Raw genomic sequence first — 20,316 nt, 5'->3', positions numbered from 1 at the left:
GACCTTTCGGTGTAGGATCTGGGCTTAGTCGCTGCTGGAGTTTTTATTGTCCTCGGTGCTTTCAGGCTTCCAGATCATTTCAACCCTACCGTTACCTGGCTGGCTGCGTGCGCTCATCTGCTCTGTGGCAAGGTCGTAATCGATTTTTTCGGCCGTCAGAGTGTTGCCATCACGATCGATAAACGCTTGACCCGTGAGTTGCAGTTCTTCAGAGCTGATTACGTACTCAATACGCTCGGCCCGTGCTTTTACCGGATTTTGGCTCTCCAGTATTTTTTGTTGGAAGTGTGCGGGGCGGCCGACGGCAACGACTCGGCTGATCTCATCGCTAGCGGTGAAATAGACTTCAACACGATCCGCACGGATCTGCAGGGAGCCCTGGGTAATGACGACGTTATCGTTGTATACCACCAAGTTGTTGGCGCGGTCGGCGGACATGGAGTCGGAACCCACTGAAATTTTTTGGGTCCGGTCGCCGGGAAGCGCCTGGGCCGCAATGGCGATCGCTACCAGAGCAATCGCAGTGAGGACTTTGTAGATTGGGCGATAACATTTATTCAGTGCCATAGCTGCTCTTTACGTCGGATAGAATCTCCATCCGGTCTTCTTTCAGGTAAGCGCGCATACCTTTACCGGTGGTGCGATTGGGGCCGGAGCTAATAGTAACAACTTTGTCTGTTTCGGCGAATTCCCTGTCGGGATAGATTGTGATTTTTGATGTTTTAAGTTGGATTCCACCCGGGGGGGGGAGTTCATCAATTTGAACTTTCCCGGTGAGAACGACCTTCTCCCCGCGATTAAAAGCGGTGCCGCGCTTGGAGTTGGTGCTCCACTTGGGTTTGTCGTCCTGATAAAACAACATGCGCGGTTCTTTCAAATTGGCGCGATCGCGGCGTTTAAACTGAAAATAGGTAATTTGTTCTGCGTCTACTCGATACGCTAGATTGCCTCCCTGGTCGAAGTGACGGGTTTCTGCATCTTTGATGATGAGATCCGCCGCCCGGTTTTGCTGTTGCGGGGTTGGCCTTTTACCCAGCAGTTGCTCAGGGGGGCTCTCGGAAAACCAGAGTCCGGCACTAATCAGCAGGATAACCAGAACGAGAGGCAACCATGAACGCATTACTTCTCTCCGATATAGGGTGCGAGTGCGGCGTCAAAAGTGCCTTGAGCCATCATGATGCGATCACAAGCTTCGCGCACAGTACCTTCGCCTCCGCGAGCGTCAGTGACCCAGAGGGCTCGCTCCTGCACCGGTGGCGCTGCATTGGGTGGTGCGATCGGACAACCGATCTTGGTCATTACCAGTAGGTCGGGGTAATCATCTCCTATATAGGCAATATCCTCCAGGCGGCAGGGTTCTTCTGCCAGCAATTCCTGCAAGGCGACAAATTTATCTTCGCGCCCTTGGATTAATTTGCTTATGCCTAAGTCGTGGGCTCGGCGTTCTACTACATTGCTGCGTCGTCCCGTAATAATTGCGACGCGCACACCGGAGCTTTGAAGCATTTTAATGCCGTGCCCATCCAGTGTATTAAAAGTCTTCAGTTCGTTGCCGTTGTTGTCAAAATAAAGCTTCCCGTCTGTCAACACGCCGTCCACATCGAGTACCAGCCAGCGTACATTTTTGAGGGTATCGTTTAATTGTTGGTTAGATATCACCAGGACAGTCCCTATTGGCCATTGGTTGTGCGGTTTTCCACGCATTGCTTACCATTATCTCAGATTACACCGGCACGCAGAATATCGTGCATATGGAGTACGCCGAGCGGATGGTGCGTTTTGTCTTCCACCACCAGTGCAGTGATTTTGAAGTCCTCCATAATTCGCAGGGCTTCAGCGGCCAGGGTGTCAGTGGAAACGGTTTTGGGGCGACGGCTCATCACTTCTCCCATGGTCGCTTTATCGAGTTCAACTTTTTGGTCGATTACACGACGCAGATCTCCATCGGTGAAGACGCCGAGGAGCTCCCCTTCGCCATTGGCGACGATGGTCATTCCGAAGCCCTTGCTGGTCATTTCCAGTAGGGCCTGTGACAGGCGAGTTGCGGGGGTTACTTGGGGGAGCTCATCTCCGGCGTGCATGACATCTTCGACTTTAAGTAGCAGCCTACGCCCCAGGGCACCGCCTGGGTGGGAAAAGGCGAAATCCTCAGCGGTAAAACCACGGGCCTCCAGCAAAGCTACGGCAAGAGCGTCTCCCATAACCAGTGTGACGGTTGTAGATGAGGTGGGAGCCAGGTTGAGTGGGCAAGCCTCTGTCTCTACAGAGATATCCAGATTGACCTCTGCCGCTTGAGCGAGTGGCGAATCAGTTTTCCCCGCCATGCTGATCAGGGGAATGCCCAACCTTTTTAGTAGTGGGAGAAGAGTGAGTACTTCTGAGGAGGAGCCGGAGTTGGATATGGCGATCACGACATCGTCGCGAGTAATCATGCCGAGATCGCCGTGGCTTGCTTCGCCGGGATGAACAAAGAAACTTGGGGTTCCTGTGCTGGCCAGTGTTGCTGCCATCTTGCGGCCGATATGTCCCGACTTTCCCATGCCAGTAACGATGGTGCGACCGCGACATTGCATGATCATTTCACAGGCTCGCTGGAAGTCACCGTTGATTCTGTTTTCCAAAGCAGCCACCGCGTCTGATTCCATACGCACGGTGCGGCGTCCCGCTTCCCAGATTAGTTCTTTAGTCATCAAATGCCTCGATTTGCTTGCCTGTATGCTACTAAATAAAATGTGCCTGTGAGATCACCGGATAAATTAAGGCGGTTTCGGTGCTGACGATATTACTGGCTCCGATCACCTCGGAGTCTATGTAAGTTTTGTCTTGTTGCTGTCGTGCTAATCTATATTAGCGGGCTGCTGGCAGTGGAAAAAACGAGCATGTCCCCCGGTAGAGTTAAATGACACTCACGTACATCGACACATCACTGAGCGCGGCCATGGTATAGTTTGCCGTCTTCGCTGTCAGCTATGTCACTCAATGGATGATCGACACAGTCTCAGTTAGGCTGGGAGAAGTTGACATGTGGTAATGCTATGGCACTAATTTGCGCCATGTGCGTCCAAGGAATGATTTGCTAACTGGAGATATTTTGTGAACGCATCATTTTGGATTGGCCGGGACGGTTTGTCGCGATGGGTTAAGTTTGCACTTTGTGTTGTTTTGGTATCTGCAGTGATACCTGTGGCGAATGCCGCTCAAAATCCTTATGTGATGATTGAAGGGGTTTCGGATAAATTGTTGGGGGTGATTCGGTCCAATGGCCAGTATGCCAATTCAGACCCCCAGAGGTATTACAGCGCTGTCGAGGGAGTGCTTACCCCGGTCGTGGATTTTGATTTTATTGCTCGCGGCGTGATGGGCCGCTATGCCAAACAAGCTACAGCAGAGCAGCGCTCTCGTTTTACCAGTACATTTCGTCGCGACTTAATCGCAACGTTTGCCCGTGGCGTGGCGACTTTTGGCGACCTGGATGTGAAGGTGGTAAATCCGGGAACCAGTCCCCAGGGCAGCCGGGTAAATGTGCTGCAGGAAGTGCGAAGTAAAGAAGGGATTACCAAAGTTTCTTACACGCTGGTGCGCAATCGTGCGGGGCAGTGGAAGTTGATCAATGTAATCCTGAACGGAGTTAACCTGGGCAAGACTTTCCGCAGCCAGTTTTCGCAGTCAATGCAGACTCATGGAAATATCGATAAGGTGATATCCAATTGGTCGGCAGCTGACGATGTGGCCAATAAAGTGAGCTAATAGGCGAACTTTGGGGTGCGCAGCTGCGCACTCCGCTTGATTCAAGTACACTTGCGTGCTGTTTTTAACTAATCGCAACTCCCTCCTATGCAACCAGATGAAATCAAAGCCCTGATTGACGGGCATATTCCTGATAGTACTGTTGAAGTGGCTTTTGAAGGCAGTCATCTCATGATAACTGTGGTGAGCAGTGCCTTTGAAGGCCTGAATCGCCTAAAAAAACAACAGCTTGTCTATGCGGCTCTCGGTGAAAAAATCGCCGATGGCACTTTGCACGCCGTGCAAATGCAGACTCTGACTCCAGAAGAAGCCAATCGTTAACCAGCCATTGCCTCTGCGGTGTTGGCGATCTAGATATGAGATCGAATGGATAAGTTGATAATAGAGGGCGGCAGCCCAATTTCCGGAACATTGCGGATTTCTGGCGCTAAGAATTCAGCGCTGCCGATTTTGGCGGCTGCCTTGCTGGCAGATGGGCCTGTGCAAATTGAGAATCTGCCGCACCTAAATGATATCACCACCATGATTACCCTGCTTCGGTGTATAGGGTGTGAAGTCACGGTCGATGAAAAACTGGGTGTTGAGATTGATCCCCGCTCGGTTAACGAGCTGACCGCGCCTTATGAGCTGGTAAAAACCATGCGGGCTTCGATTCTGGTCTTGGGACCATTGTTGGCAAGGCATGGGGTGGCAAATGTTTCTTTCCCTGGTGGTTGTGCCATCGGTAGCCGCCCGGTCGATATCCACCTTAAGGGCCTGGAGGCCATGGGTGCTGAGATCACGATTGATGGTGGTTTTATCCGAGCTCGCTCCAATGGCCGCCTCAAGGGCGCGAACATTGTTATGGAGAAGGTGACCGTTGGCGGTACTGAGAACCTGCTGATGGCTGCGGCGTTGGCCGAGGGGACTACGACCTTGCACAACGCAGCGCGCGAGCCGGAAATTGTTGATCTGGCAGAATTCCTGATCGCAATGGGGGCTCAGATAGAGGGCGTTGGTACAGACACACTGCGCGTCCACGGTGTATCCAAGCTGGCTCCCTGTAAGTTTACGGTGATGCCAGATCGTATTGAGACCGGCACTTTTCTGGCAGCTGCAGCTGCAGCACGGGGCAAGGTGCGCTTACTCCATACTCGGGCCGACATCCTCGATGCAGTCATGCTCAAATTTGAAGAGGCCGGGGCCCATATCAGTAACGGAGATGATTGGATAGAGCTGGATATGAAAGGCAATCGGCCCAAAGCGGTCAGTTTCCGTACGGCACCCTATCCCGCATTCCCCACCGATATGCAGTCGCAGTTTACTGCTATGAACGCAGTGGCCGAGGGCAAGGGGGCGGTGGTTGAGACGATCTTTGAGAACCGTTTAATACAGGTGCATGAGCTCAACCGGATGGGAGCGAATATCACGTTAGAGGGGAATACTGCAATCGTTAGCGGGGTGGAGAAGCTCAAGGGCGCTCCGGTAATGGCCTCGGATCTGCGAGCATCAGCCAGTCTTGTGATTGCCGGGATGGTGGCGGAAGGTACAACTTTGGTGGATCGTATTTATCATATCGACCGCGGGTATGAGTGTATTGAAGAGAAACTCCGGCAGCTGGGGGCGAACATTCGCCGTATACCGGGCTAATTGCCCGGTGGCTGCCAAATGGTATGAAAGCCAATGACGAGCTGGCGTAAACGATAATGACTGTGCAAATTACTATCGCATTGACCAAGGGGCGAATTTTACAGGAGACCCTGCCGCTGTTGAAAGCTGCGGGTCTGGAGCCTGCTGAGGACTTGAGCAAGAGTCGCAAATTGATATTCCCGACAAACTGTGAAGGTGTAAGTCTTCTACTTCTGCGGGGTGTTGATGTGCCAACCTATGTGCAGCATGGCGCAGCAGATATCGGTGTTGCGGGCAAGGATACGCTACTTGAACACAGTTCCAATGGCATCTATGAGCCACTAGACCTGGACATTGCCCGCTGCCGCTTGATGACGGCAGGCATTAAAGGTGGGGAGCCGCCCAGAGGGCGAATGAAAGTCGCGACTAAATTTGTACAGAGCGCCAAGAAGCACTACGCCTCTATTGGGCGGCAGGTGGATATTATTAAGTTGTATGGGGCAATGGAACTCGCCCCTCTGATGAACCTAGCCGATGAGATCGTGGATATTGTCGACAGTGGAAATACTCTCAAGGCCAATGGTTTGGAGGCCCGGGAGACCATTGCGCAGATCAGTACTCGGCTAATTGTGAATAAGGCGGCTATGAAGATGAAGTATGCGCCGATTCATGATTTGATCGAGAAACTGGCAGTTGCTGTCGCACAAACCAAGCAAACCTCTTAAGTATTATGGCGGGTAAAGTGATTCGGCGCTTAAAAGCAGTTGATCAGGATTTCGGCAAACAGTTGGATTGCTTGTTGGCTTGGGAGGCGGTAGCCAACGATCAGGTGGAAGCTATTGTTGCAGAGATATTGCAGCAGGTGCGGAGTCATGGCGATAAGGCGGTAATTGAGTACACCAACCGATTCGACCATCGAGCGCTTAAAGGGGCAGAAGATTTTTTCTTGCCGGCCTCTGCATTGACTGTGGCGTTGGGCCGTATTCGTACAGAAGAGCGTGAAGCTCTGGAGTTTGCCGCAGAGCGAGTGCGCCGTTATCACAAGCACCAGTTACAGGAGTCCTGGCGCTATACCGAGGCTGATGGCACCGTGCTGGGGCAGCAAATTACTCCGATGCGAAGCGTAGGCATTTATGTGCCCGGCGGTAAGGCCAGCTACCCCTCTTCGGTACTTATGAATGCAATTCCAGCCAAAGTGGCTGGGGTGGATGCCGTCAATATGGTAGTGCCGGCGCCGAAGGGAAAGTTGAGTGATTTGGTGTTGGCGGCGGCGGCTATTGCTGGGGTGGATAAGGTATTTACCATTGGAGGCGCTCAAGCAGTAGCGGCGCTGGCCTATGGAACCGAGTCCATTCCCGCTGTGGATAAAATCGTGGGTCCGGGCAATATTTTTGTGGCCAGTGCTAAGCGCGCGGTTTTTGGTCATGTTGCTATTGATATGATCGCCGGGCCATCGGAAATCTTGGTGATTTGTGATGGGCAGACAGACCCTGACTGGATCGCAATGGATCTGTTGTCGCAGGCAGAGCATGATGAGCAGGCGCAGTCCATTTTACTTTGCCCTGATGGTGCATTTCTCGATCAGGTTGAGAGTTCATTGCAGCGGCTATTAGTTGGCTTGCCTCGCGCCGAAATCGCCCGCCAATCCCTCGCTGATCGCGGGGCTTTAATTCAGGTGGAGTCTCTACAGCAAGCGATACAGATTTCCAATGGTATTGCGCCTGAGCATCTAGAGGTTTCGGTGAAGGACGCCGAGTCCTATCTCCCGGAGATTCGTAATGCTGGAGCAATTTTCCTGGGTAGATACACCGCTGAGGCTTTGGGGGACTACTGTGCAGGGCCGAATCATGTCCTCCCTACTAGTGGCACTGCCCGTTTTTCTTCCCCCCTGGGGGTCTATGACTTCCAAAAACGCAGCTCGGTTATCCACTGCTCCGCAGAAGGTGCCGATACCCTTGGGCGTGTAGCCAGGACCCTTGCTCGTGGAGAGGGGCTTGAAGCCCATGCGCGCTCAGCAGGCTTTCGTGTGAAAGAATGATTTGAGCGGGCGCCCTGCGGTGATTTAGTCCTGGAGGGCAATATAAAATTTCTTAGTTTTCTATTGGAATATTGGTGGCTTGCCAGGCTAGTGCTCGCCATTCACCGCGGTGCTTAATAAATGTGCCGGTATTAAAATAGTGGTTCTCTTCGGTTTTGTTACTGTCATGAGCAATCAGTTTAAATGCAACAATGGCAGTATCTCCCAATAAGCGTATATCGATATCTTCGGCAGAGTATTTGACTGTAATCGGTTCTTCTGAAGGGGATTGCATCCCTTGCATAATTTCACTTTTCCCAAAACGCTTGCCGCTGGAGTTGGTGTAAATCAGCTCCTCGGCCCAAAAACGCTGGTGTGCCTGCGAGTCGCTAGCGGCCTTGCTGATAAAGTCGGTTACGAGCTGATGTAAATCCTCGCGGTCTCCTGCGGCTGCGGGAATTGCGGTTACTGTGAGAGGTAAAGCCAGTACCAATGAGCGCATAGAGATTCCTTAAGGGTTTATTCTATTGTGGTTTTCGTCTGGGGCTCTTCTGAAACTGTTGCCTCGACTGTGTGCGATGAGCCGTCGCGGATAAATGTTATGGAGATGGTGTCGCCGGGTCGAAGGGTAGCCATGGTAGCCTCGCCCTGCTTTCCATCTCCTATGGGCAGGCCGTCGATGTGAGTGATGACATCCCCTGGTTGAAGCCCTGCATTGTGTGCGGGCCCTTCATTGTATATTGCTGTCACCATTACGCCGCCGGTGGAGTTAAGGTTGAACTCCTTGGCCATTTGTGGGCTGATACCACGGGCTTCAATTCCCAGCCAGCCGGGTACAACGCGACCATAGGCAATAATATCCTGCATCACTTTAAAAGCGATATTGGCGGGGATGGCAAAGCTGATACCGCCGGCGTAACCGGATTGGTTGAGGATCGAGGTATTAATTCCCAGCAGGCGACCGCGGGAATCTACCAGTGCGCCTCCTGAGTTGCCTGGGTTAACGGCGGCGTCGGTTTGTAAGAAATTTTGCAGGTAGCTGCCGGTGCCAGAATTCTCAAGGTGGCGGCCCTTAGCGCTGATAATTCCCTGAGTGACTGTCTGCCCGACACCAAAGGGATTGCCAATTGCCAGAACCACATCCCCGACTTGTGCCCTGTCGGGCTCGCCCACGGAAATTGATGTCAGACCATCGAGATCGATTTTAAGAACGGCTAAGTCAAAATCGGCATCGTTGCCCACGAGTCGAGCCTGAGCTTCTCGTCCATCAGCCAAAAGTATGACGATGGCGTCGGCCTGATCAATTACGTGGTGATTGGTCAGGATGTAACCGTTGTCACTAACAATAACTCCCGAACCGAGGTTGGATTGCATCCTTTCTCTTTGCGGAACATTCATATTGTCAAATAAACGCCTGAAAAGGGGGTCACTGAATAAGGGGTGCTGGCGCTGGGGCATCGCCATGCGGGTGTAAATATTCACTACGGCAGGGCCTGCCACATTTACGGCGTGTGCATAGGATACAGGCCCCTGAGCGTTGTTCCCCGCCGTGGTGGGAGCTATGCCGCGTAGTTGGGGGAATATAACCAGTAGCAATGCAGCCATGGCAAGGCCTACCAGAATTGGTAGGGCCCAATCCTGTAGAAATCGATTTTGGGACACTCGTGACTCCTCTTTGCGCTGATTATACACACGTCTCTTGAGGGAATCGTTACGCAAGGTGTTAAGGGGAGGAAATTGTTGCTGTGCCGTGGACGTTAAGTACCACAATGCTGGCGCAATCGATGTAAGCTCCAGGTTTTGTGATGCGAGAGCGCCTTTGGGCAAAGCTCTATTGGCTTCGAAGTGTATGTAGGCCTAAGCCAATCTGCTGCGGTAACAGGGGGCAGTTAAAGTTGGGGTTCATGGCGAGTTCACTACGGAAAAAATAATAGACAGCAAGAAGGGCTGATGGCTTTCGGTCGAACTGGTAATTAGCTTTCAGGTAGTTGGACTGGGGGCTCTCGTTCAGTGGTCAGGCGCAAACTCACTGGGTCTTTGGGTATTATAGGGGAGGGTGCGAGGCCTTCCAAAACACTCTTGTTTTGGCGCTCTGTCGGACCGAGATAGTTGATCAGAGCTGCCAACAAAGAGGTACAGTTCCCTTTGAGCTAGGTAGTGGCCAAACGAATGTGAGCGTAAGTGTTCGAGGAATTTTGTTGCGCAATAGCCCTTGTAAGTAAGCCGCCATACCTTGAAATGCAGCGTTACCTAGTGTGAAGTGTATTCTGGATGAATATTGGTGATGCAGGGCTTTGGCGAGGTCTGAGTGAAATATTGTTCTGTAATGACCATTTCCCAGTAAAAATAACCGCCTTAAATTATAGGTGTGAACTGTGCTTGTTTGGCCCGCGCCTTCACTGTAAAAGCCAGTTTCGGAGTTGATACTGATTCTGTATTAAGGGCTTCGTAATTTGGCAAATTTTGATATTTAGTGGGGAGCTTCTGCAGTATGTTTTTTAGTTGGCACTCTGAATATATTCTTTATATTTGACAAAGCAAATGCAGAGTAGGGTCATTGTGTTGTGCCACTGGCATTGTCATTTTTTGATATGTTCTCGGCTTTATTTTACTGGTCGCGAGTAGTTCAAGCGCTGGGGCGGGTTCCTTTTCGCTGTCTAGCTCTGTGTGTTGAAATTATTCTCTCGCAATGGGCGTTGTGTGTTCATTAGGTGGGTGGGCGAATGTAAATTTCCCTGTATCAAATAAGTTAACATTACTGTCGCTTTCCCCAAGGGTTTTTAGTGCCGCAAATTAGGTTTCTCTCGCTTAGGGGGCGTTTACAGGAGGGCTTAAGTTTGAGTGTTTGCTATGTTAGTTGCTGCCATTTATTTGGAATGGGAATTGGAGCTCTGGACTTAAACCGGTGGATGGAAAGGGGGGCGCACTTCTAGTGCAGCGCTCTTTGAGAGGCTTGTGGGGTTTGGGAGGTTTAGGGGGGGGCATCTCGCGGCCAGTTATAGTGGGGGGGGGGGTGTTCGTCTGACATTGGTCAGTGGCAATAGTTGCGTATAATAGCCAGTCGAAATTTTAAGATTAACCGGCAACTACTGTATTTGGAGACCTAAATGTCCCTTGTTCGCCCCCATGGCAGCGTTGAATTGCAACCGCGTTTTGTATACGACAGTGAACGGCATCATGAATTGATGCGTGAGGCGGAGTCCCTGCCGTCGATCGTGGTCAGTTCTGCTGCTGCCGCCAACGCGGTTATGCTCGGGGCTGGGTACTTCAACCCTTTACACGGTTATATGAACCTGGCGGATGCCATGAGCGTTGCTGAAACGTTGCGTACCGCTGATGGTCTGTTTTGGCCGGTGCCGGTAGTGAATATTGTTGAGGATGCCAGCCCGATTGAAGGAGCCTCTCGTATAGCCTTGCGCGACCCAAATGTCGAGGGCAACCCTGTATTGGCTGTGATGGACGTAGAAGCCGTTGAAGTCATCTCTGATGAGCAGATGGACACAATGGCAGGGCAGGTGTTTGGTACTCTGGATGAGAAGCACCCGGGCGTTGCTACTTTAAAATCTGCGGGTCGTACTCTGATTTCAGGCCCAATTGAAGTGTTAAATTTCAGTTATTTTCAGAGCGATTTTCCAGATACTTTCCGCACTGCGGTTGAGATCCGCAATGAATTCAAAGAGCGCGGCTGGAGTACGGTAGTTGCCTTCCAAACCCGTAACCCTATGCATCGTGCCCACGAAGAGTTATGCAAGATGGCTTTGGAGGGCGTGAAGGCTGATGGCGTACTGATTCATATGTTGCTCGGTCAACTCAAGCCTGGGGATATCCCTGCTCCGGTGCGCGATGCCTCTATTCGCAAGATGGTGGAGCTGTACTTCCCGGCAAATACCGTAATGGTGACGGGTTATGGCTTTGATATGTTGTATGCCGGACCGCGAGAAGCGGTACTGCATGCACTATTCCGCCAGAACTGTGGTTGTAGCCACCTGATTGTTGGCCGCGATCACGCTGGCGTGGGTGATTATTACGGTGCTTTTGATGCGCAGACAATCTTTGATGAAAAAGTGCCAGAGGGAGCTTTGGAAATTGAAATCTTCCGTGCAGATCACACCGCGTACTCCAAGAAGTTGAATAAAGTAGTTATGATGCGCGATGTGCCGGATCACGCCAAAGAGGACTTTATTTTGCTTTCTGGCACTAAGGTTCGCGAGATGTTGGGTGAGGGCATTGCGCCGCCTCCTGAATTCTCCCGGCCTGAGGTGGCGCAGATTTTGATGGATTACTACCAGAGCCTGTAAAGCCCCAATAAAAAAGGCGGGTTATTACCCGCCTTTTTTGTTTTCGCTTGGTCTTCCTTAAGAGATACCGTTTTCAGCTGCCCTCGTGAGCTTCTTTTTCAAGGCCGTAATCTTCTGCGAGCGTACCTTTGGCGCCGGGCTCTCTGGGGGCCCAGTCGCGGGGTGGCTCTATATCCTGCAGCTTTTCGTCATTGTCTTTAAGTTTGCCGCTGCCGGCCTTGAGCATCTGCCGGCCGATATCTTGGCTGGATAGACGCAGCGCGCTATTGGATAGGTACTCGTGAACTTCTTTGTAGCTCTCGGTCAGGTTGTGAACGAGCTGTGAAGTTTGGTCAAAGTGTTCATTGACCTGAAGTTGAAAGTCTTCAATTTTGTTATTGGCCTCGCGGAGCCTTTGCTCCAGCTCTTCCGAGCGCTCCACACTGGTACGCCCGCGCACGGCCAGGAATGCGAGAAATGCACCTAGGGTCATACCGAGAGCGCCGACTAGAATTAATACCGATGTAGAGTGCACTTACTACCTCCTCAACTTATTTTTTATTGTACAGGTTACCTCGCGGGAAGGTTAGACGGCCTTTATTTTGACTGTGCCGATGTCCTGCACTCTGGGCAGTCCCTGTTAAGTGACTATTGTCCCTGATAATAGAGGGTCGAGTATACGCGATTATTACGTTGACACTTAATGTTGTCGGTCAATTGCAGTAGAAAGTTAGCATCTGGCTTCAGCTTCCTGGGAGGATTGGTTAATTGGGGTGTCGAGCTGTTTCTGGCAGGCACCTGTGATATCTATGCGCCTATGCGCCTATGCGCCTATGCGGTTCCCTGTTGAATTTGTTAGAGTGCGCGCCATAAACCAGTAGTTGAAGATATTTTCCTCTATGTTGTCCGCCAAGCCACTATTTTCGTCCCCACTTGAGCGCTATGAGAGTGATCTGCAGCGCCCTGACTTTGTTGAGGATCTGTCCCAGAGGCGGGCGGTAGAAGAGTTGCAGGACCTTCACCGGCGGCTTGTGGCGCGTTCCGGGCGCGGAACAATAATCAGTTTCTTTTCCCGCTTGCGTGGAAATGGCGTGGAGCCTGAGCGTGGGCTCTATTTCTGGGGGGGGGTAGGTCGTGGCAAGACCTATTTGATGGATGCTTTCTTTGAGTCCCTTCCTTTTGCGGATAAGCAGAGAACGCACTTTCACCGTTTCATGCGCTGGGCCCATAAGGATTTGAAGGAGTGCGCGGGAGAGAAAAACCCGTTGGAGAAGGTGGCGGATAAAATCTCCCGTCGGGCTCGTGTCCTCTGCTTTGATGAGTTCTTTGTTTCTGATATTGCCGACGCCATGATATTGGCGGGTTTGCTGGAGGCGCTGTTTCTTCGTGGGGTCACTTTGGTGGCGACCTCAAATATTGAACCGGGAGGACTCTATAAAGATGGACTGCAAAGGGCGAGATTCCTCCCGGCTATCAGTCTGCTGGAGCGTCATACAAAAGTAGTCAATGTGGATGGTGGCACCGACTATCGATTGCGAACCTTGGAAATTTTGGAGCTTTATCATTCACCGCTGGATGAGGTTGCAGGCGAGCGTTTGATGCAGAGCTTTTCGCAGTTGAGTGTCAATGGTTGTGAGGTTCGCGCTGAGGTTCAATTGCAGGTGGAAGGGCGTCCAATCAGGGCCTTGCGGGTGGCGGATGACGTCGCCTGGTTTGATTTCTGTGATCTCTGCGATGGGCCGCGCTCGCAAAATGACTATATCGAATTAGCGCGGGAGTTTCAGACGGTGCTGCTCGCGGCTGTTCCCAGGTTTGATGAGCGTATGGATGCCCAGGCGCGCCGGTTTATCAATCTGGTGGATGAGTTCTACGACCGGAGCGTCAAGCTGGTGATTTCTGCAGAAGTCCCTGCTGAGGACCTATATGTCGGCCGGCATCTGCAATTTGAGTTTGAGCGGACGGTGAGTCGGCTTTTGGAGATGCAATCCCGAGAGTATCTGGAGAGGCCCCACAGGCCCGAGTGAATCTGCCGGTCGGGTCTTATTTTGCTTGAAAAGCGTACACTCCTTTTGTACTATCCGCGCTCTTTTGTGGGACGGCCCCTAATTCTGGGGGTCATATTACAGGTGTTTATAACATGAAGACATACAGTGCCAAGCCAGAAGCGGTAAAACGCGACTGGTACATTGTTGACGCAGCGGGCAAGACCCTCGGCCGTATTTCTGCCGAGATCGCCCACCGCCTGCGCGGCAAGCACAAGCCTGAATACACACCCCACGTGGACACTGGCGATTACATTGTTGTAATCAACGCAGAAAAGGTTCGCGTGACCGGTAACAAGGCCAAAGACAAAATCTACCATAGCCACTCAGGCTACCCCGGTGGTCTCAAATCCATCAGCTTTGAAAAGTTGATCGAAAAAGCGCCCGAGCGCACCGTTCAAAGCGCCGTTAAAGGCATGCTGCCGAAGGGTCCTTTGGGTCGTGCCATGTTCAAGAAGCTGAAAGTTTACAGCGGAAGTGAACACCCTCATGCGGCACAACAGCCGGTTGAACTGGCGATCTAAACGGGAATAAATCTGATGGCAACTACTCAATACTACGGTACCGGCCGCCGCAAGACCTCTACTGCTCGTGTATTTATGCAGCAGGGTGAAGGTAAAGTTACCGTAAATGGTCGTACTCTGGACGAATATTTCGGCCGTGAAGTGGCTCGCATGATCGTGCGTCAGCCGCTGGAAATGGTCGACATGGTCGAAAAATTCGACATCACTGTAACGGTAAAAGGCGGTGGTTCTTTTGGTCAGGCGGGCGCCATCCGCCACGGCCTGACCCGCGCCCTGATGCAGTACGATGAAGCGCTACGTCAGCCGCTGCGCGCCGCCGGTTATGTTACCCGCGATGCCCGTGAGGTTGAACGTAAGAAAGTGGGTCTGCGTAAAGCGCGCAAGAAGCCCCAGTTCTCCAAGCGTTAAGCTTTCTTTTTGGCCCGGCTTCTGCCGGGCTTTTTTATATTCCCGTATCTGTAGTTGTTCAGTGCTCTATGTGAGTTTTGCTGGATTTCTCACGGTTTCACCACGGGATTCCCGGCGTTCCCCATATCATTGCCTTGTATCAAATTGGCATTTTCTTTAACATTGCGCCGATTTGTATCCGCTTGATTTGTGGGGTTTATTCGCACGGGCAATCTGCCGCGTCGGGACTTCTTTCAAGACTTTTTGGGTTTGGGCCAGCGAAACTCCGGGCTGTCGGGGTCGCTGTGATGGGAGAACTACGTCATGAGTAATGACGGTGTAAATGTAGGACGGCGCCGTTTTCTAACCGCTGCCACCTCTGTTGTTGGTGGCGCGGGTGCGGTGGGGGTTGCCGTTCCCTTCGTCGCTTCCTGGAAGCCGAGTGCCAAGGCAAAAGCTGCGGGTGCTCCGGTTAAATACAATGTTAGCAAAGTAGAACCGGGCCAAATGGTCACTGTAGAGTGGCGAGGTAAACCGGTTTATGTTGTGCGCCGTACCGATGAGATACTGCAAGACCTGGAGAAGGTGGAGCCGCTGTTGCGGGACCCTAACTCCGAAGAATCTATTCAGCCGGCTTATGTCGACCCGGAAAACCGCTCTATAAAACCAAAGTTGTTGGTACTGGTGGGCCTGTGTACGCATCTGGGCTGTGCCCCAATGTACAGGCCTGAAGTGGGCGCAGCTGACCTGGGTGGTGATGATTGGATGGGCGGCTTCTTCTGCCCCTGCCACGGCTCTAAATACGATATGGCTGGCCGAGTTTATACCGGTGTTCCCGCGCCTACCAATCTTGAGGTGCCGCCTTATTCCTATGAGAACGACGATGTAATCGTGATTGGCGTAGACCAGGAGGGCACCGCATGAAGTGGCTCGCAGATTTCGGTGGCTGGGTAGATCAGCGGCTGCCGATTTACCAAGCCTGGGATAAGCACATGGGCAAGTATTACGCGCCCAAAAACTTTAACCTCTGGTATTTCTTCGGTGTTTTCTCCCTGCTGGTGCTAGTTAACCAGCTCCTGACCGGCATTTGGCTGGTGATGAGTTATAACCCCTCTGCCGAGGAAGCATTTGCCTCGGTTGAGTACATCATGCGCGATGTAGAGTGGGGTTGGTTGATACGCTATCTCCACTCGACAGGTGCGTCTGCCTTCTTCGTAGTGGTGTATCTACATATGTTCCGCGGTTTGATGTACGGCTCTTATAAGCCGCCCCGCGAGTTGGTGTGGATCTTCGGCATGTGTATCTATCTGGTACTGATGGCTGAAGCCTTTATGGGGTATGTACTGCCTTGGGGGCAGATGTCCTATTGGGGTGCCCAGGTGATTGTGTCTCTATTTGGGGCCATTCCCGCTATTGGTGACAGCCTGGTAGAGTGGATTCGCGGTGATTACCTGATTTCCGGTATTACCCTGACCCGCTTCTTCTCTCTGCATGTGATTGCACTGCCGCTGGTATTGGTGCTCTTGGTAGTTCTGCATATCCTGGCGCTGCATGAGGTGGGCTCGAATAACCCTGATGGTATCGAGATCAAGAAGAATAAGGACGAGAACGGCATTCCGAAAGATGGTATTGCTTTCCACCCTTACTATTCTGTGCACGACTTGGTAGGTATTGCCGTATTCCTGTTTATCTTCGCCACGGTAGTGTTCTTCTTCCCGGAGATGGGCGGCTTCTTCCTGGAGCACGCCAATTTTGAAGAAGCTAACCCGCTGAAGACGCCTCCACATATTGCCCCGGTTTGGTACTTCACACCGTTCTACGCAATTCTACGTGCGGTGACCATGGATATTGGTCCGCTTACGGCGAAATTCCTTGGCCTGATAGCCATGGGGGCGGCGATTGCAGTCTTGTTTGTATTGCCCTGGCTGGATAAAAGCCCGGTGCGATCTATCCGCTACAAGGGTTGGTTGCCAAAAGGATTGCTGCTGCTGTTCGCTGCGGTATTTATTATCCTCGGTTACCTGGGTGTTAAGTCTCCGACCCCGGGGCGTAACTTCCTGTCTCAAGTGGCAACTCTGTTCTACTTTGCTTTCTTTATCACTATGCCTATTTGGTCCAATCCGAAGGCGCGCAAGGGAGTAGTATCATGGGTTGTGAGTGGCATCTTCGCGGCACTGTTCCTGTGGATGGCATTTGCGAACTTTACCTTTGGTGATGAAGACCAAAGCAAGAACGGATTTGTAAATACATTTGTCGGTATTGCGACGCTCCTGTTGGCAGGCTTCTTTGCGGTACTGCCTTGGCTCACCAGTCGTGATGAGGTTCATCCAGAACCTGAGCGCGTAACCAGCCCATCGGGTGGTAAAACGTTCGGTATCCTGTTTATTGGTATCATTGTTGTTGGACTGTTGACTTTTATTCCGATTAAGGCCGTAGGTGCGGAGTCCAGCGTTGAGTTGGATCACATTAGTGTCGACCTGCAGGACACGCCGTCACTGCAGCGCGGTGCCAAGTACTTCGTCAATTACTGCATGGGTTGTCACAGTGCTAACTACTCCCGTTGGGAGCGAGTGTCTACCGACCTGGATATCCCCATTGAGTTGATGGCGCAAAACCTGGTGTTGGGTGATGACAAGATCGGTAATCTGATGAAGATCTCGATGCGCCCTGATGATTCAAAGTTGTGGTTCGGTGCTCCGCCTCCCGACCTGACGCTAGTTGCTCGTTCTCGCTCACCGGAATGGCTCTACACTTACCTTCGCAGCTTCTACAAGGATGACAGTCGTGCTACCGGGGTAAACAATAAAGTCTTCCCGAGCGTGGCTATGCCTCATGTGCTGATGGAGTTACAGGGGCTTCAAGAGTGTGCACCAGGTCCCAAGCGTGATCATGGTAAAATCGTCCGCGATGAGCTGGGCGACCCGATTATGGATGCTGCTTGTGGTAGCCTGCAGGTTGGTAAGGTAAAAGGTTCTATGACCCCGGAAGAATTTGATGGGGCCATGTATGACCTTGTCAACTTTATGGAGTACATTGCAGAGCCTATGGCTGAAGATCGCAAGCGCGTTGGTTTTTACGTGTTGGCGTTTATTTTTGTATTCTTTATCTTCGCCTGGTTGCTGAACCGCGAATACTGGAAAGACATGCAGCACTAAAAAGCCGTCGATAATCTGTCTTTAATGGGGGGTGGGCTTGCTCACTGCCCTTTTATATTTTGAATAAAAGGTTGGCTTTAGCCGACTTACAGTTTGAGGTAGTTTGAACATGGGTGTGCCTACCAACAAGCGCTCTTCGATGACCTTCTTTTCCGATGGTCGCAGCCATTACAGCCATCGAGTGCGTATTGTACTTGCAGAAAAAGGAGTTTCCGTCGACATTACCGATGTAGACTCCGACGATAAACCAGCCGAACTCGCTGACCTCAACCCCTATAATTCCCTGCCGACCCTGGTGGATCGCGATCTGGTGCTTTTCGAGACCAAGGTCATGATGGAGTATCTGGACGAGCGCTTCCCCCATCCGCCACTGCTACCGGTTTATCCGGTTGCCCGAGCGCAAAGTCGCCAGATTATGTATCGCATTGAGCGGGACTGGTGCCCGTTGGTGGATAAGATTCTCGCTGGTGGTAAAGATGCTGCTTCCGCGCGGAAAGAATTGCGCGATAGCCTTGTTGGCATAGCGCCGATGTTTACCGATCTGCCGTACTTCTTTAACGAGGAGTTCTCTCTGGTGGATTGCTGCATGGCTCCTTTGCTGTGGCGCCTCGAACAGTTTGAGGTTAGTTTGCCGAAAACCAAACAAGTAAAACCATTGCTGGATTATATGGATCGCCTGTTTGCTCGTGAGGCATTTCAGCAGAGTTTGACCGAATACGAACGGGAAATGCGTTGAGGGAATATTGGTGAGTAAGCCGGCGATGACATCCAACCGTCCCTATATTTTACGGGCGTTTTACGAGTGGATAACCGATAACCGGTGCACTCCTTATATTCTTGTTGATACCCACTTAGCTGGTGTCCTAGTGCCTCAACAGCACGTTAACGATGATGGTCAAATAGTTTTGAACATCTCGGAGGGTGCTGTTGCCAGTTTGAATATGGATAACTACGCCATCAGGTTTAACGCACGCTTTGGTGGAGTGCCAACCGATATCCAAGTCCCCGTGGGGGCTGTCGTTGGTATCTATGCTCGTGAGAACGGGCAGGGAATGGTATTTGAGGCCGAGGAAACTCCAGAGCCCCCCGAGCCGACCCCGCCTACCAGCCTGGGTAAAAAGGCGGCGAAAAAACCGGCGTTGCGCGTAGTCAAATAGCACTCCGGTTTATCTGACAGGGGGGGAGTTCGCCTGCCCTGTCAGCTTTCTTTTATGTGAGCTTGTTCCAGGTACGCACCTGTCCTATGTCCGTATAATGGTGCGTTATCTTCTAATACTGCCAAATCATGCCGTCCTACCTTCAGTGGCTGCGCTTTATATGGTTGCCAGGGATACTTCTGGCTCTTCTCGCTGCGCAGTACCTACCCTGGATTGATCTAACCTCGCTGTATAGCGTGCAGTTGCCTGTATTGCTGTTGGTTATGGCGTTGATGCTCAGTTTGGGTTTTCGCTCGAGCCGGGTTGCCTTGGCTTCTTTGCTAATTATGCTTATTTATGTTGCGGCAGTACTTCAGTTCCTGCCCAATTTAAATACAGATTTGCCACTCTACCTGTCTATCGCAGCGGTCAACCTTGTGCTGTTTGCCTGCAGTCGTGACCGCAGCCTGTTTAGCTTTTTTGGGTTTCTTTGGCTCTCGGGTTTAATTGCCGAGAGCGTGGGGTTGGCAATGCTATTGGAGTGTTGTGCGCCCCTCAGGATGATATTTCCGTTGGAAACCCTTCCAGAGTGGCTGGTTGGATTTTTACCCAGAATATTTTCTCTACCGCAGCTTGTGAGTTGTGTCTCTGCTGTTGGGGCCTTTGCTTTGCTCTTTTTGTACCCTGGGCCCACAGCGATGGGATTATTCAGTTGTAATTTATTACTCCTGTTCGCTGTCTGGATAAATCTCCCGGTAGAATTTATCGGGACTGTTGCGGCAGTGTTACTGCTGACCTCACTATTGGGTGCCAGCTATGAGCTGGCTTTTCGTGACGAGCTGACCGGGGTACGCTCGAGGCGGGCTTTTCGCTATCAAATGCTGACGCCGGGGCGTCACTATAGTATCGCGATGGTGGATATTGATTATTTTAAAAAGCTGAACGATAGGCACGGCCATCAGGTGGGTGATCAAGCCTTGCGAATGGTGGCAGCTCAGATCAGTCGCCACACTCGCGGCACAGTTTTTCGATATGGTGGGGAAGAGTTTGTCATCTTTATACCCGGGCGAAACGGCATCGAAAAAGAGATATTACTGGAGGCTCTGAGGGAGAAAATCGCCCATTACCCGATGTGCCTGAGAGCGTCTGGACGCCTCTTTAATGGCAGTGCTGGTTCGTCGAGGGGTAAGGAGGGAACTAGGCAAGTGAGGATTACTGTTAGTATTGGAGTGGCACATCGCCATAAATCATTAAAAAGCTCTGATGGTATTCTGAAGGCGGCTGATCAGGCCCTGTACAAAGCAAAACGCAATGGGCGAAATTGCTTGAGAGTTCACGCCTGATATAAATCAAGAAAATTTAAAAGTGGCACTTAATTTCCTTTTGTCATTGGTTAATCGGAGGCGACCCCCCGATACTGCAG

The 20,316-nt window shown here is 51.6% G+C and carries 21 protein-coding genes; 14 read left to right on the top strand and 7 right to left on the bottom strand.

Annotated features, from left to right (window positions below; all coding sequences use genetic code 11):
• Positions 1-24: 24 nt before the first annotated feature.
• The 4 genes from lptA to MO867_RS05125 all read right to left on the bottom strand — a co-directional run bounded on the left by lptA (position 25) and on the right by MO867_RS05125 (position 2,690).
• Positions 25-567, bottom strand: coding sequence for a lipopolysaccharide transport periplasmic protein LptA (gene lptA / locus MO867_RS05140; RefSeq protein WP_252465167.1), 543 nt, complete (start codon positions 565-567; stop codon positions 25-27).
• Positions 554-1,120, bottom strand: coding sequence for an LPS export ABC transporter periplasmic protein LptC (gene lptC / locus MO867_RS05135; RefSeq protein WP_252465166.1), 567 nt, complete (start codon positions 1,118-1,120; stop codon positions 554-556). Before lptC ends, lptA begins: the two co-directional genes overlap by 14 nt.
• Positions 1,120-1,656 (bottom strand): KdsC family phosphatase, encoded by a 537-nt coding sequence (locus MO867_RS05130; protein ID WP_373565867.1) that lies wholly within the window; start codon positions 1,654-1,656, stop codon positions 1,120-1,122. Before MO867_RS05130 ends, lptC begins: the two co-directional genes overlap by 1 nt.
• A 62-nt stretch (positions 1,657-1,718) precedes the next feature.
• Entirely contained in the window at positions 1,719-2,690 is a 972-nt protein-coding gene (locus MO867_RS05125; protein WP_252465164.1) for a KpsF/GutQ family sugar-phosphate isomerase, read from the bottom strand.
• Positions 2,691-3,093: 403 nt separating this feature from the next.
• On the opposite strand from MO867_RS05125, the gene MO867_RS05120 reads away from it, so the two are divergent.
• The 5 genes from MO867_RS05120 (at position 3,094) to hisD (ending at position 7,393) form a co-directional block, all read left to right on the top strand.
• On the top strand, positions 3,094-3,747 hold the full coding sequence (locus tag MO867_RS05120) for an MlaC/ttg2D family ABC transporter substrate-binding protein (RefSeq protein WP_252465163.1): 654 nt from the start codon (positions 3,094-3,096) through the stop codon (positions 3,745-3,747).
• A gap of 87 nt (positions 3,748-3,834) precedes the next feature.
• A complete protein-coding gene (locus MO867_RS05115) occupies positions 3,835-4,068 on the top strand; it encodes a BolA family protein (RefSeq protein WP_252465162.1) in 234 nt (77 codons plus the stop codon).
• 45 nt (positions 4,069-4,113) lie between these two features.
• Positions 4,114-5,376: a UDP-N-acetylglucosamine 1-carboxyvinyltransferase gene (murA, locus tag MO867_RS05110; protein WP_252465161.1), complete on the top strand. Its 1,263-nt coding sequence runs from the start codon at positions 4,114-4,116 to the stop codon at positions 5,374-5,376.
• A 56-nt stretch (positions 5,377-5,432) separates the two neighbouring features.
• The gene (gene hisG / locus MO867_RS05105; protein ID WP_252465160.1) at positions 5,433-6,080 is read left to right on the top strand and encodes an ATP phosphoribosyltransferase; all 648 of its coding nucleotides are present in this window, start codon (positions 5,433-5,435) and stop codon (positions 6,078-6,080) included.
• 5 nt (positions 6,081-6,085) lie between these two features.
• The gene (gene hisD, locus MO867_RS05100; RefSeq protein WP_252465159.1) at positions 6,086-7,393 is read left to right on the top strand and encodes a histidinol dehydrogenase; all 1,308 of its coding nucleotides are present in this window, start codon (positions 6,086-6,088) and stop codon (positions 7,391-7,393) included.
• 52 nt (positions 7,394-7,445) lie between these two features.
• On the opposite strand, the gene MO867_RS05095 is transcribed toward hisD, so the two are convergent.
• Positions 7,446-7,874, bottom strand: coding sequence for a nuclear transport factor 2 family protein (locus MO867_RS05095; RefSeq protein WP_252465158.1), 429 nt, complete (start codon positions 7,872-7,874; stop codon positions 7,446-7,448).
• A 17-nt stretch (positions 7,875-7,891) separates the two neighbouring features.
• Complete coding sequence (locus tag MO867_RS05090) at positions 7,892-9,034, bottom strand: S1C family serine protease (protein WP_252465157.1); 1,143 nt, start codon at positions 9,032-9,034, stop codon at positions 7,892-7,894.
• A gap of 1,445 nt (positions 9,035-10,479) precedes the next feature.
• Between MO867_RS05090 and sat the strand changes: the two genes are divergently transcribed.
• Positions 10,480-11,670: a sulfate adenylyltransferase gene (gene sat / locus MO867_RS05085; protein ID WP_252465156.1), complete on the top strand. Its 1,191-nt coding sequence runs from the start codon at positions 10,480-10,482 to the stop codon at positions 11,668-11,670.
• A gap of 73 nt (positions 11,671-11,743) precedes the next feature.
• Here the strand turns inward: sat and MO867_RS05080 are convergent, their stop codons facing one another.
• Positions 11,744-12,184, bottom strand: a complete 441-nt coding sequence (locus tag MO867_RS05080) for a Z-ring associated ZapG family protein (RefSeq protein WP_252465155.1) — start codon at positions 12,182-12,184, stop codon at positions 11,744-11,746.
• A 364-nt stretch (positions 12,185-12,548) separates the two neighbouring features.
• On the opposite strand from MO867_RS05080, the gene zapE reads away from it, so the two are divergent.
• The 8 genes from zapE to MO867_RS05040 all read left to right on the top strand — a co-directional run bounded on the left by zapE (position 12,549) and on the right by MO867_RS05040 (position 20,236).
• Positions 12,549-13,673, top strand: a complete 1,125-nt coding sequence (gene zapE / locus MO867_RS05075) for a cell division protein ZapE (protein WP_252465154.1) — start codon at positions 12,549-12,551, stop codon at positions 13,671-13,673.
• 113 nt (positions 13,674-13,786) lie between these two features.
• Positions 13,787-14,215, top strand: coding sequence for a 50S ribosomal protein L13 (rplM, locus tag MO867_RS05070; protein WP_252465153.1), 429 nt, complete (start codon positions 13,787-13,789; stop codon positions 14,213-14,215).
• Between the two features lie 15 nt (positions 14,216-14,230).
• Positions 14,231-14,623, top strand: coding sequence for a 30S ribosomal protein S9 (rpsI, locus tag MO867_RS05065; protein WP_252465152.1), 393 nt, complete (start codon positions 14,231-14,233; stop codon positions 14,621-14,623).
• Positions 14,624-14,926: 303 nt separating this feature from the next.
• The gene (gene petA / locus MO867_RS05060; protein WP_252465151.1) at positions 14,927-15,526 is read left to right on the top strand and encodes a ubiquinol-cytochrome c reductase iron-sulfur subunit; all 600 of its coding nucleotides are present in this window, start codon (positions 14,927-14,929) and stop codon (positions 15,524-15,526) included.
• Positions 15,523-17,757: a ubiquinol-cytochrome c reductase gene (locus MO867_RS05055; protein ID WP_252465150.1), complete on the top strand. Its 2,235-nt coding sequence runs from the start codon at positions 15,523-15,525 to the stop codon at positions 17,755-17,757. The genes petA and MO867_RS05055 overlap by 4 nt, the downstream gene beginning before the upstream one ends.
• Before the next feature lie 109 nt (positions 17,758-17,866).
• Positions 17,867-18,493, top strand: a complete 627-nt coding sequence (locus MO867_RS05050; RefSeq protein ID WP_252465149.1) for a glutathione S-transferase N-terminal domain-containing protein — start codon at positions 17,867-17,869, stop codon at positions 18,491-18,493.
• 25 nt (positions 18,494-18,518) lie between these two features.
• A complete protein-coding gene (locus MO867_RS05045) occupies positions 18,519-18,914 on the top strand; it encodes a ClpXP protease specificity-enhancing factor (protein ID WP_252465175.1) in 396 nt (131 codons plus the stop codon).
• A gap of 128 nt (positions 18,915-19,042) precedes the next feature.
• Positions 19,043-20,236: a GGDEF domain-containing protein gene (locus tag MO867_RS05040; protein WP_252465148.1), complete on the top strand. Its 1,194-nt coding sequence runs from the start codon at positions 19,043-19,045 to the stop codon at positions 20,234-20,236.
• Positions 20,237-20,316 lie beyond the last annotated feature (80 nt).

It is taken from the genome of Microbulbifer okhotskensis (assembly GCF_023895975.1).
Taxonomy (GTDB): domain Bacteria; phylum Pseudomonadota; class Gammaproteobacteria; order Pseudomonadales; family Cellvibrionaceae; genus Microbulbifer; species Microbulbifer okhotskensis.
The sequence above is the reverse complement of the archived record's forward strand: the minus strand, read 5'-3'. Positions and strand labels throughout refer to the sequence as shown.